This window comes from Streptomyces sp. NPDC046727, assembly GCF_040645635.1.
In the GTDB taxonomy this organism is placed as follows: domain Bacteria; phylum Actinomycetota; class Actinomycetes; order Streptomycetales; family Streptomycetaceae; genus Streptomyces.
Genome location: NZ_JBEYYR010000033.1, coordinates 53,143 through 64,565, shown reverse-complemented (window position 1 = coordinate 64,565; position 11,423 = coordinate 53,143). Strand labels below are relative to the sequence as shown.

Genomic DNA, 11,423 nt, shown 5'->3' with positions numbered 1-11,423 from the left:
GCCCGAGCTGCTGGCCGCGCCGTTCTCCCGTATTACGCCGGGTGGGGGCGCCCCCCCGGGGGGGGCCCGCCCCTCACGGATGTCTGTTCGGATGTGTCTGTGGTGATCCCGGCGCCTGAGGCGCGGAAGTGGTCAGTGACCCTGCTCGTCCCGGCGGCGCTGCCAGCGCTGCTCGATCCGGTCCATCATGGAGCGCTTCGGCCGCGCCTGGCGGCGAGCGGCGCCCTGGGGCTGCTCGCCGGGCTTCGGGGCCTTGCGCCAACCGGTGACGGCCAGGACGGCACAGCCCAGCATGACGAGGAAACCCACCACGCTGACCCAGATCAGCTGCGCGACCATTCCGGCCATGAGGAGCGCGATACCCGCGAGGAAGCCTGCGACCGCCTGGTAGACCCGCCGCCGGGTGTACGTCCGCAGTCCGTTTCCCTCAAGCGCCGACGCGAACTTGGGGTCTTCGGCGTACAGCGCTCGCTCCATCTGCTCAAGCATTCGCTGCTCGTGCTCAGAGAGCGGCACGGAGTCCTCCTCATCGTGCAGTCGCCGGGGCGACCCGGGGGGTCCCTTCAGGATAGGCAGGGAATCGCCCCCGTGAAACCCGCCCCTCTACGCCAATTGGCCAACCGGAGTCCGCCATGAACATCCGGCTCGCTGAGGCTTCCATTCCCCGGCTGCCGACCCGTCATGCCGGGCGGTGTACCTCGATCATACGGCGCAAACCCCTCGATCGGGGGGCTTGTGGCGTACTCCATCTGCGGCCAAGGCGCTGATCAGCGCCTTGTCCCGGTGGTGCGCCCGGAGCCCTCGGGGTGCTCAGGCCGCTGTGGCAGCCGTCGTCTCACCGAGCACATGCAGCTGGGTGGCGACGGAGTGGAACGCGGGCAGCTCGGCCGCCGCGGCCTCCAGCTTCAGCAGGGCGTCGAAGGCACCGGGCTCGGTGTCCACCAGGACGCCGGGCACGAGGTCGGCGAAGACGCGCACGCCGTGCACCGCGCCGACCCGCAGGCCGGCGCCCTCGACCAGCGCGGTGAGCTGCTCGGCGGTGAACCGGCGGGGCATCGGGTCGCCGCTGCCCCAGCGGCCGTCGGGGTCCTGGAGCGCCTGCCGGGCCTCGGTGAAGTGGCCGGCGAGGGCGCGGGCGAGCACGGCGCCGCCGAGGCCGGCGGCGAGCAGGCTGAGGACGCCTTCGGAGCGCAGCGCGGCGACCGCGTTGCGCACGCCCTCGGCCGGATCGTCCACGTACTCCAGGACGCCGTGGCACAGGACGGCGTCGTAGCCACCGCGCTCGACCACGTCGAACAGGCCGTGCGCGTCGCCCTGGACGCCCTTGACCCGGTCGGCGACGCCGGCCTCGGCGGCGCGGCGCTCCAGCGCGAACAGGGCGTTGGGGCTGGGGTCGACCACGGTGACGCGGTGGCCGAGGCGGGCGACGGGCACGGCGAAGTGGCCGCTGCCGCCTCCGGTGTCGAGGACGTCGAGCGCGTCCCGGCCCGTGGCCTTGACCCGGCGGTCGAGGGCGTCCTGCAGGACCTCCCAGACCACGGCGGTACGGAGCGAGGCGCGAGGACGAGGAGGGTCGGAGCGCGGCGGCGTCGTCGGGGGCTGGTGAGGGGAGACGGGCGGGCGCATCGGGTCCGACACGGCAGTTGACTCCTCGGCAGGGCGGAACGCTTCAGGCGTCCTCCACCCTATTGCCTCCACACCGCACCTGGTCACCGCGGCGGTGCGCGACGACGGGGGTCCCGCCCGCCGGACGGTCCGGGCGCGGCCGGGGCGGAGCCGGCGGGCGTCGGGGGCCGGCCCGGCGGGCGGGACGGCGGGCGCGCCGTGGTCAGCTCGCGTCCGGCAGGTCGCCTCCCGTTCCCGGGGTGTTCCCGTCGGGGTCGGTGTCCTGGCGGGGCTGGGGCAGGACCGGCTGGAGGACCAGCATCCGCTCCACGATGCGGAGGAACATCGCCACGTCCCGTATGAGGTCGTCGGCGTCCCGCTGGCCGGCCGCGCCCTGGATGCCCGCCTCCGCGCGGGCGCGGCGCGCGGCGCCGGAGGCGAACAGCGCGCTCCACTCGGTCAGTTCCGGGGCGATCTCGGGCAGTACCTCCCACGCGCTGCGGATCCGGGCCCGGCGGCGGGGCGAGGTCTCGGCCCGGCCGCGGGCGGCGAGCACGGCGGCGGCGGTGCGCAGGGCGGCGAGGTGGGCCGTCGCATAGCGCTCGTTCGGTGTCTCCAGGACGGCGGCCTCGTCGAGTCCGGCACGGGCCTGGGCGAGCAGGTCGAGGGCGGCGGGCGGGGCGGTGGCCCGGCGGAGCACGGGGTGCACGTCGCTCGCCGGGCCGTTCAGTGAGGGGGCAGGGCCGGTGGCGCGGCGCCGGCGGGCGGCGGCTGCGGACGAGTGGGCCATGACGAACCTCCTGTCGTCTGGGTGACGGCACGAATGCCGTATGTGCCCATCGTGAGGTATGCCACTGACAATCCGTTCTGACCTGGGCTTTTGCTTCGAGCGTAGGTTCGGGCGTATTTTTGAACTGACCAGTCAGTTCAAATTCGCCTCGCAGGGGGGCTCGTGGACGACACGGACGGCACGGACCGTACGGACGGCGCGCGCGTCAAGGCCGACGGCCTCGGACTCAAAGGGCCACGGGGGTGGGCCTTCCGCGACGTCACCCTCGACGCGGAGCCCGGTGCGCTGATCGCGATCGAGGGACCCTCCGGCTCGGGCCGCACCTGTCTGCTGCTCGCGCTCACGGGACGGATGAAGCCCACCACAGGAGTGGCCACCGTCGGCGGGTTCACACTTCCCCGGCACATGGCGGCCCTGCGCCGCGTCAGCGCGGTGGCCAACGTGACCGGCGTGACCGACCTGGAGCCGGCCCTGACCGTCGGGGAGCACCTGCGCGAGCGGGCCCTGCTGCAGCGCCGCTTCGGCGACTCCCTGCGCGAGCTGCTGCACCCCGGGGCCCGGCGCGTCCACGAGGCCCGGCTGCGCGTCGACGCGGCGCTGGCCGCCGCCGGGCTGGACCTGGAGACCCTCCCGAAGGGCTCCCGGACGGCCGTACGCGATCTGGAACGGCCGCAGGAGCTGCGTCTGTCCCTCGCGCTGGCCCTGCTCGGGCGGCCCCGGCTGATCGGCGTCGACGACGTCGACATGAAGCTCTCGGACGCCGAGCGCGCCGGGATCTGGGACCTGCTGCGGTCCCTCACGCGCGCGGGGACGACCGTCGTGGCCGTGTGCCGCACCGCTCCCGAGGACTGCGTCCCCGTGCCCACGCACCCCGGAGAGAAGAAGGAGAAGGAGGGGGAAGCCGATGCGCTCGCCGAGGCTGGCCGCGCTTGAGCTGAGGCGCTTCGGGCGCGGGAAGCTGCCGCGCGCCGCCCTGGTCGCGCTGCTCGTGCTGCCCCTGCTCTACGGCGCCCTGTACCTCTGGTCCTTCTGGGACCCGTACGGCCGTCTGGACCGTATCCCGGTGGCCCTGGTGAACGACGACAAGGGCGCCACGGCGGGCGGGAAGAAGATCACCGCCGGTGACGACATCGTCGACGGGCTGCGCGACAGCCGGACCTTCGAGTGGCACGAGGTGAGCGACGAGGAGGCCCGCGAGGGCGTCGAGGACGGCACGTACTACCTGTCGCTGACCATGCCGGCCGACTTCAGCGGCCGCATCGCGTCCAGTTCGGGCGCCTCCCCGGAGACCGGCGCCCTCCAGGTGCGCACCAACGACGCGAACAACTACATCGTCGGCCAGATCTCCCGCACCGTCTTCAACGAGGTCCGCACGGCCGCGTCCACGAAGGCCTCCCGGGGCTTCCTGGACAAGATCTTCGTGTCCTTCTCCGACATCCACGACAAGACCGTCACGGCGGCCGAGGGCGCGGACAAGCTGAACAGCGGCATCGGCAAGGCGGAGAAGGGCTCCAAGGACCTCGCCGACGGGCTGAAGGACGCCAAGGGCGGCAGCGGCAAGCTGGCCAAGGGCCTGAAGAAGCTCAACAGCGGTGCCGGCGGCCTCCAGGAGGGTTCGCGGCAGGTCGCCGACGGCACCCAGGCGCTCGCCGACCGGGTCAACGGGGCCTACGCCAAGGCGGGCCCGTTCCTGAAGAGCAACGAGAAGACCATCGGGGACACCGCCGAGCTGGTCTCCGACTCGGCCAAGGCGGTCAAGGACAACCTCGACGTGCTGGTGAAGCTCGCGCCGGGCGCCGCCAAGACCGCTCACGCGTCCTCCGCCGTGCTGGACGAGGTGTACAAGGCACGCTGCGAGACCGCGGCCGTCCCCGACCCGGTGTGCCCGGAGCTGAAGCGGGCCAAAACGGCCGCCGCGGAGGTGGCCACCGTCGCCGACGACCTCAACACCCTGATCGCGGACCAGGACGGCGACCTGAAGACGATGCGGGACAACCTCGGCACGCTGCGGAAGCAGGCCGACGCCCTCGCCGAGCGCGCACCGCATCTCTCCGAGGACGTCACGGACGCCGTCAAGAAGATCAACAAGCTGAACACCGGCGCGCACAAGGTCGCCACCGGCGCCGAGAAGCTGCACACCGGACTCGGCACCGCCCGGACCGGCGCGGTCACCCTGGACAAGGGCATCGGCACCGCCAAGTCGGGCGCCGAGACCCTGAACGGCGGCCTGTACAAGCTGTCCGACGGCTCCGGGAAGCTGGCCGGCGGGCTGCACTCCGGCGCCGACAGGATCCCGGACTACGACAAGCGGGACCGCGACCGGCGCACCGGCGTGATGGCCGACCCGGTCCAGCTGGCCTCCCACGACCTGCACAAGGCACCCAACTACGGCACCGGATTCGCTCCCTACTTCATCCCGCTGTCCCTGTGGGTCGGCGCGATGGTGGCCTACATGCTGATCCCGCCGCTCAACCGGCGCGCCCTCGCCGCCGGCTCCCCCGCCTGGCGGATCGCGCTCGCCGGCTGGCTGCCGGTGGTCGCCGTGGGCGTGCTCCAGGTGGGCGCCCTGATGGCCGTACTGCACTGGGCGGTCGGTCTGCAGATGCTGCGGGCAGCCGGCACGATCGGCTTCCTGTGCCTGGTCACGGCGTGTTTCGGGGCGATCGTGCAGTGGCTGAACGCCCGCTTCGGGGCGGCGGGCCGGATCCTCGTGCTGGCGCTGCTGATGCTCCAGCTGACCTCGGCGGGCGGTACCTACCCGGTGCAGACCAGCCCCCGGTTCTTCAACGCCCTCCACCCGTTCCTGCCGATGAGCTACATCGTGGAGGCACTGCGCCGGCTGATCACGGGCGGCGGGCTCGGCCCGGTGTGGCAGGCGTGCGGTGTGCTCGCCGCGTTCACCGCGGGCGCCCTCGCGCTGACCGCCCTCGCTGCCCGCCGCCGCCAGGTGTGGACACTGGACCGGCTGCACCCGGAGCTGAGCCTGTGATCCAGGGGGAGCACGCGCACGCGCGCGTACCTGTGAGAATCGGGGCCATGGAAAGCAGCAGCGCCAAGGCCGGCGGCAGCACGCGCCGCGAGGCCACCCGGCAGAAGCTCTACGAGGCGGCCGTCACGCTCATCGCCGAGCAGGGCTTCTCCGCGACCACGGTGGACGAGATCGCCGAGCGGGCCGGGGTCGCGAAGGGCACGGTCTACTACAACTTCGCGAGCAAGTCCGTTCTCTTCGAGGAGCTGCTGAGGCACGGCGTCGGCCTGCTCACCGCCTCCCTGAAGGAGGCTGCCGAGGGGACGGCACGCACGGGCGGCAGCAAGGTGGACGCGCTGGACGCGATGATCCGCGCGGGCCTGGTCTTCATCGACCGCTACCCGGCCTTCACCCAGCTGTACGTCGCGGAGCTGTGGCGCACCAACCGGGCCTGGCAGTCCACCCTGATGGTGGTGCGGCAGGAGGCGGTCGCGGTGGTGGAGGGGGTGCTGCGCGAGGGCGTGGCGGCCGGCGAGTTCAGCGACGAGATCGACGTCCAGCTGACGGCTGCGGCGCTGGTCGGCATGGTCCTGGTGGCCGCCCTGGACTGGAAGGCCTTCCAGCCGGAGCGGTCCCTGGACGACGTCCACGCGGCCCTGTCCCGGCTGCTGCAGGGGCGGGTCAGCGGCAGGGTCTGAGAGCACACGAGGAAGGCGCCGGTCCGTCCCGGACCGGCGCCTTCCCCTTCCCCGTGCTCCCCCTGTGTTCCCCCGTACTTCCTTCCCGTACTCCCCCGTACGGTTTCCCCCGTGCGGACCCCCGTGGTGGTCTTCCCCGAGGCCCCCGTGTCTCGCTTCCGCCGACGGATCGGCGGAAGGAGCGGCCAGGAGACGGGCGCCGTTACCGCCGCCCCGTGTCGGCGGTGCCGGGCCCGCGCCCCTTTGCCGTGCCTCCACTCTCTCGTCCACAGAGGTCCCGGCCCATCCGCGCGCGTACTCATCTCGCCGTCTGAGTACGCGTACTCAGCCCTCCGCGCGCGTGCCCACGCCTGAGGCCCGCCGCCTGGCTACGATCGCGTCCGTGTCCGTACTCCCTCTCGTCTTCACCAGCGGCTGGGCCAGCGGCATCAACGCCTACGCGGTGGTGCTGCTGCTCGGCCTGTTCGGCGCGACCGGGGTGAGCGACGACATTCCGCAGACGTTGCAGCGCCCCGAGGTGCTGATCGTCGCGGGCGTGCTGTTCCTGTGCGAGGCCGTCGCCGACAAGATCCCGTACGTCGACTCGCTGTGGGACTCGGTGCACACGGTGGTCCGTCCGCTCGCCGGGGCCTGGGTGGGGGCACTGCTCGCCGGGCAGAGCGGCTCGCTCTCCGATGTGGCGGCCGGCCTGGTCGGGGGTTCGACGGCGCTGGCCAGCCACACGGTCAAGGCCGGGACACGGATGGCGGTCAACACCTCGCCGGAGCCGTTCAGCAACATCGTGCTGAGCCTCGCCGAGGACCTCGGGGTCGGCGGCGTCGTCGCGTTCGCGATGTTCCACCCCGAAGCGGCGGCGGTCGTCGCGGCCGTCCTGCTGGCCGCCGGACTGCTGATACTGCTGTTCCTGGCCTCGCGCATCCGGCGCTTCCTGCGCCGCCGGGCCCAGCGGCGCGAAGAGCGGCGCCTGGCCTCACGGGCCCCCTGACCTGTGCCGCGGCCGCCCGACGGCCGGATTGTCGGTGGCGGTCGATAAAGTCGCAGGCATGGCACGGATTGCGGTGATCGGCGCCGGGACGGGCGCGATGGCGGCTGCCGCCCGGCTGGCCGTCGCGGGCCACCGGGTGGTGGTGTACGAGCGTACGGAGACGTACGGCGGTGCGGTGCGCCGGTTCGAGCGGGACGGGTTCCGCTTCGACACGGGCCCGGGCCTGCTGACCCTGCCCGCGGTGTACCGCGATCTGTTCGTCAAGACCGGCAAGGAGCCGCTGGAGGACTGCGTCGAGCTGGTCCAGGTCGACCCGTCGTCGCGGCACGTCTTCGCGGACGGCAGCGAGGTGTCCCTGCCGAACGCCTCCCGCTCGGGTGTCGTCGCGGCCCTGGACGAGGCGCTGGGCGCGGGGGCCGGCCGGCGCTGGGGCGACTTCCTGGTGCGGGCCCGCGAGGCATGGGACCGCACCCGCCGGCCGCTGCTGGAGGAGCCGCTGTGGCCCAACTGGCAGGTGCTGGCCGAAAAGGAGCCGTATCCGGCGGTGCCGCACAAGCGGCTGCTGCGCACGCGCCGGGCCGGGACCCTGGCCGAGATCGCCTCCTGGGAGCTGCGCGACGAGCGTCTGGCGGCCCTGCTGGAGTCTCACGCGCTCGCGTACGGCCTCGATCCCCGGACCGCTCCGGCGAGCGCGGCCGTGCTGCCGTACATGGAGCACGCCTTCGGCACCTGGTATGTGCGCGGCGGCATGCGGGAGTTGGCGCGCGCGGTGTACGAGCGGTGCGTCCTGCGCAAGGTCGAGTTCGTCTTCGGCGCCGAGGTCACCCGGATCGTGGAGAAGGACGGCCGCGCCGCGGGGGTGGAGCTGGCCGGGGGCCGTGTCGCCGAAGCGGACCATGTCGTGGCGGACGTGCACCCGGCACGGCTGCGGGCGCTGACGGAGCGTCCGCTGGACGACGAGGGCGATGTGCGGGCCGATCCGGGCGCCGTCCCGCCCGCCCGGTTCACGCTGCTGCTCGCCCTGCGCGGCGCACGGGAGCCGGGGGCCGCGCACCGGACGGTCGTCCATCCGGCGGCACCCGAGTCGGAGCTGGACTTCCTGGTCTCACCGGGCGGCGACCGGCCCCCGTCGCCGACGGTGACCGTGCTGCGGCCCGACGACCCCGCGCTGCGGCCCGACGGCGAGCACGAGTCCGCGGTGCTGTCCGCCGTGGTGCCGGCCGACGCCCTCTGGGACGAGGAGAGCACGGTCCGGCGGTACACGGATCTCCTCCTCGAAGCCGCCGAGCGCGCGATACCCGGTCTGCGCGAGCGGCTGCTGTGGCACGAGGTGCGGGCACCCGGCGACTGCGAGGACGAGACGGGCGCGCCGTCCGGTGCCGTGCCCGCTCCCGCGCTCGCCGCCGGCCAGGGACACTTCCTGCACCCGGCGAACACCACGCGGCTGCCCGGTCTGTACCGGGTCGGCGGCTGGTCCCACCCGGGGGGCGGCCTCCCGCACGCCGGCATGTCGGGCGCGCTGGTGGCGGGGCTGATCGTGGAGGGGCCGGGGTTCCGCGGCTCGCAGTGAGCGGGCGGGCCCGGGCGAGGGACCCGGCGGCTCAGAAACGGTACTGCTCGTCGTACCCGGCGCCGGGCTGCGGCTGCTGCCCGCCCTGCTGGTGCGGGTACGGCTGCTCCTGCGGGAGTTCGCCGCCGTAGACCTCGTCGGTGCGCTGCTGGGGCACCCACACCCCGCCGGCCGGGGTCTCGCCGTAGCCGCCGGTGGCGTACGGGTCCTGGGCGTAGCCCTGCTGGCCGTACTGCTGGCCGTACCCCTGGTCGTAGGAGCCGTAGGACTGGTTGCCGATGTACGGGTCGGAGTAGTTGGCGTAGCTCTGCTGGCCCGCGGTGTCGTAGCCGTAGCCCTGCTGGGCATAGCCGGAGTAGTCGTAGGCGTGGCTCTGCTGGGCGGCGGGTGCGGGGGCGGTGTCGCCGTAGACGCCGTAGGTGCCGGTGTCCTCGGGGAGGGGCTGCGGCTCGTAGACGGCGGTGGTCCCGTCGGCGCCGGGCTCGGCCGCCGGGCGGGAGGCGGCCGGGGTGAAGACGTCGTCGCGGTCGTAGTCGTCGTCGTAGTCGCCGTGCGCCAGGCCCTGGCCGTAGGCGTCGTGGCCGGTGTCCCGGTCGTCGGCGGTCCCGGCGAACTCCGGGTCGGTGTCCTGGACGTCCGGTTCGTGCCGGTCCGCCCTGCCGCGGCGGCGCTTGCTGCCCGCGCCGGCCTCGGCTTCGGGCCGCTTGACCGCCCAGCCGGCGGCGAAGCCGCGGCGGAACGACAGCGTGACGTAGGTCTGGCCGATCGCGAAGGCGATCGCGCCCACCCCGATCACGACGACGGACGGCATGAGCACGCCCACCACGACGCCGAGGAAGCCGGCGAAGGCCAGAAGCCGCCAGCGCAGCCGTGCCTTGTACTGCAGCAGTACCTCGCCGAGCAACCACAGCGCGACGACGCCGAACGCGATGTAGAGGACCGTCCAGCCCATGTACGCCCCTCTCCCAATGACCGCTACGCAGTGTGTCGTATCGCGGTGCGGCCGGTCTAGGCCTGCGGGGGGTGGTGCAGGCCCAGGTTCTCGTAGATTTCCAGGGTCGCCGTGGAGTTGTTCAGCGTGATGAAGTGCAGTCCGGGCACTCCCTCGGCCAGCAGCCGAGCGCAGAACTCCGTGGCGAACTCGATACCGATGGAGCGTACCGCCGCCGGATCGTCCTTCGCTGTGAGGATCCGCTCTTTCAGGGCGTCCGGGAAGTGGGCGTTGCTGAGCTTCGGCAACCGTTCCAGCATCTTCACGCTGGTGACCGGCAGGACCTCCGGGATCACCGGGGTGTCACAGCCCGCGGCCACCACCCGGTCGCGCAGCCGAAGATACGACTCCGGCTGGAAGAACATCTGTGTGATGGCGTAGTCGGCGCCCGCGCGGCACTTGTCCACGAAGTGGGCGACGTCGGTGTCCCAGTCCGTGGAGCGCGGGTGCATCTCCGGGAACGCGGCCACGCCGACGCAGAAGTCGCCCGACTCCTTGATGAGCCGGACCAGTTCGGCCGCGTAGGTCAGACCCCGGGCGTGCGGCACCCACGTGCCCATGGGGTCGCCGGGCGGGTCGCCGCGCACCGCGAGCATGTTGCGGATGCCGGCGTCCGCGTACTGGCCGATGATGTTGCGCAGTTCGGCGATGGAGTGGTCGACCGCGGTGAGGTGGGCGACCGGGGTCAGCGTGGTGTCCGCGACGATCTGCTGGGTCTCCTTGACCGTGCCCGCGCGGGTGGAGCCGCCGGCGCCGTAGGTCACGGAGACGAAGTCGGGGGCGACCGCCTCGACCCGCCGGAGCGCGCTCCACAGGTTCCGCTCGCCCTTGGGGGTCTTCGGCGCCGAGAACTCGAACGAGTACGTCGTCTTGCCGGTGGCGAGCATGTCGCGCACGGTGCGTGCGCGATCAGTCCTGGTCGATGCGGTTCCGAGGGCCATACGGGCAGGTTAGCCAGGGGTGGGCGGTCCCCCAACCGAACGTCGGAAATTTGCCCGAATTGTCGGCTTCCTGTCCACCCTTTGGACACGAGCCGTCCGTCAGCCCTGCCGCAGCCGCTTCGCGAGCTCCGCCGCCGCCGCGCCCGGGTCGTCCGCCTCGGTGATCGCGCGGACGACGACCACTCTGCGGGCACCCGCGTCCAGCACCTGGTCCAGGTTGCCGAGGTCGATGCCCCCGATGGCGAACCAGGGGCGGTCGGTGCCGAGGGCCGCCGTGTGGCGGACGAGGTCGAGGCCCGGGGCGTGGCGGCCGGGCTTGGTGGGGGTCGGCCAGCAGGGGCCGGTGCAGAAGTAGTCCACGCCCTCCTGGACGGCGGCGGCGTCGGCCTCCGCGGGGGCGTGCGTGGAGCGGCCGATCAGGACGCCGTCGCCGAGGATCGCGCGGGCCGCGGGGACCGGCAGGTCGCCCTGGCCGAGGTGCAGCACGCCGGCGCGGGCGGCATGGGCGACATCGGCCCGGTCGTTGACCGCGAGCAGCTTGCCGTGCCGGGCGCAGGCGTCGGCGAAGACCTCCAGGTGCTCCAGCTCCTCGGCGGCCTCCATGCCCTTGTCCCGCAGCTGCACGATGTCGACACCGCCGGCCAGGACCGCGTCCAGGAACTCGGGCAGGTCGCCCTGGCGCCTGCGGGCGTCCGTGCAGAGGTACAGGCGGGCGTCGGCGAGCGCGGCGCGGGCGGAGTCGGACATGCGTGGGTCCCCCCTGGTCGGTGCCCCTGATGGTTCGGGGCCCGGCTGCTGCGCCGCTTCGCCGCCGTCGTCGACGAACACCGCGAAGAACTCGCCCGGCTGGAGGTCAGGCAGGCCGGCCACACCCT

Annotated in this window: 11 protein-coding genes; 5 read left to right on the top strand and 6 right to left on the bottom strand. The window is 73.0% G+C overall.

The features are described 5' to 3' along the window. Window positions 1–132 precede the first annotated feature (132 nt). From ABZ937_RS32080 to ABZ937_RS32070, 3 genes are all read right to left on the bottom strand, one after another. The gene (locus tag ABZ937_RS32080; protein WP_361696872.1) at window positions 133–516 is read right to left on the bottom strand and encodes a DUF3040 domain-containing protein; all 384 of its coding nucleotides are present in this window, start codon (window positions 514–516) and stop codon (window positions 133–135) included. A gap of 294 nt (window positions 517–810) precedes the next feature. Further along, entirely contained in the window at window positions 811–1,638 is an 828-nt protein-coding gene (locus tag ABZ937_RS32075) for a methyltransferase (protein WP_361696870.1), read from the bottom strand. 190 nt (window positions 1,639–1,828) lie between these two features. Beyond that, window positions 1,829–2,395, bottom strand: coding sequence for an SAV_6107 family HEPN domain-containing protein (locus ABZ937_RS32070; RefSeq protein ID WP_361696868.1), 567 nt, complete (start codon window positions 2,393–2,395; stop codon window positions 1,829–1,831). A gap of 162 nt (window positions 2,396–2,557) precedes the next feature. Between ABZ937_RS32070 and ABZ937_RS32065 the strand changes: the two genes are divergently transcribed. From ABZ937_RS32065 to ABZ937_RS32045, 5 genes are all read left to right on the top strand, one after another. Continuing rightward, window positions 2,558–3,328: an ATP-binding cassette domain-containing protein gene (locus tag ABZ937_RS32065; protein ID WP_361696866.1), complete on the top strand. Its 771-nt coding sequence runs from the start codon at window positions 2,558–2,560 to the stop codon at window positions 3,326–3,328. After that, entirely contained in the window at window positions 3,300–5,384 is a 2,085-nt protein-coding gene (locus tag ABZ937_RS32060; RefSeq protein WP_361696864.1) for a YhgE/Pip domain-containing protein, read from the top strand. The genes ABZ937_RS32065 and ABZ937_RS32060 overlap by 29 nt, the downstream gene beginning before the upstream one ends. 47 nt (window positions 5,385–5,431) lie before the next feature. Next, the gene (locus tag ABZ937_RS32055; protein WP_361696862.1) at window positions 5,432–6,061 is read left to right on the top strand and encodes a TetR/AcrR family transcriptional regulator; all 630 of its coding nucleotides are present in this window, start codon (window positions 5,432–5,434) and stop codon (window positions 6,059–6,061) included. A 382-nt stretch (window positions 6,062–6,443) separates the two neighbouring features. Beyond that, window positions 6,444–7,046, top strand: coding sequence for a DUF4126 domain-containing protein (locus ABZ937_RS32050; protein ID WP_361696860.1), 603 nt, complete (start codon window positions 6,444–6,446; stop codon window positions 7,044–7,046). 58 nt (window positions 7,047–7,104) lie between these two features. Beyond that, on the top strand, window positions 7,105–8,616 hold the full coding sequence (locus tag ABZ937_RS32045) for an NAD(P)/FAD-dependent oxidoreductase (protein ID WP_361696858.1): 1,512 nt from the start codon (window positions 7,105–7,107) through the stop codon (window positions 8,614–8,616). Window positions 8,617–8,647: 31 nt separating this feature from the next. On the opposite strand, the gene ABZ937_RS32040 is transcribed toward ABZ937_RS32045, so the two are convergent. The 3 genes from ABZ937_RS32040 to thiE all read right to left on the bottom strand — a co-directional run bounded on the left by ABZ937_RS32040 (window position 8,648) and on the right by thiE (window position 11,295). After that, window positions 8,648–9,568, bottom strand: coding sequence for a hypothetical protein (locus ABZ937_RS32040; protein ID WP_361696856.1), 921 nt, complete (start codon window positions 9,566–9,568; stop codon window positions 8,648–8,650). A 56-nt stretch (window positions 9,569–9,624) separates the two neighbouring features. Beyond that, window positions 9,625–10,548, bottom strand: a complete 924-nt coding sequence (metF, locus tag ABZ937_RS32035; RefSeq protein ID WP_361696854.1) for a methylenetetrahydrofolate reductase [NAD(P)H] — start codon at window positions 10,546–10,548, stop codon at window positions 9,625–9,627. Between the two features lie 99 nt (window positions 10,549–10,647). After that, entirely contained in the window at window positions 10,648–11,295 is a 648-nt protein-coding gene (thiE, locus tag ABZ937_RS32030) for a thiamine phosphate synthase (RefSeq protein WP_361696943.1), read from the bottom strand. Between the last annotated feature and the right edge of the window lie 128 nt (window positions 11,296–11,423).

Excerpts from the sequence above, each read along its gene's own strand:
- ABZ937_RS32070 (WP_361696868.1), bottom strand. The coding sequence starts at position 2,395 with ATGGCCCACTCGTCCGCAGCCGCCGCCCGCCGGCGCCGCGCCACCGGC.
- ABZ937_RS32060 (WP_361696864.1), top strand. The coding sequence starts at position 3,300 with ATGCGCTCGCCGAGGCTGGCCGCGCTTGAGCTGAGGCGCTTCGGGCGC.
- ABZ937_RS32055 (WP_361696862.1), top strand. The coding sequence starts at position 5,432 with ATGGAAAGCAGCAGCGCCAAGGCCGGCGGCAGCACGCGCCGCGAGGCC.
- ABZ937_RS32045 (WP_361696858.1), top strand. The coding sequence starts at position 7,105 with ATGGCACGGATTGCGGTGATCGGCGCCGGGACGGGCGCGATGGCGGCT.
- ABZ937_RS32040 (WP_361696856.1), bottom strand. The coding sequence starts at position 9,568 with ATGGGCTGGACGGTCCTCTACATCGCGTTCGGCGTCGTCGCGCTGTGG.
- metF (WP_361696854.1), bottom strand. The coding sequence starts at position 10,548 with ATGGCCCTCGGAACCGCATCGACCAGGACTGATCGCGCACGCACCGTG.
- thiE (WP_361696943.1), bottom strand. The coding sequence starts at position 11,295 with ATGTCCGACTCCGCCCGCGCCGCGCTCGCCGACGCCCGCCTGTACCTC.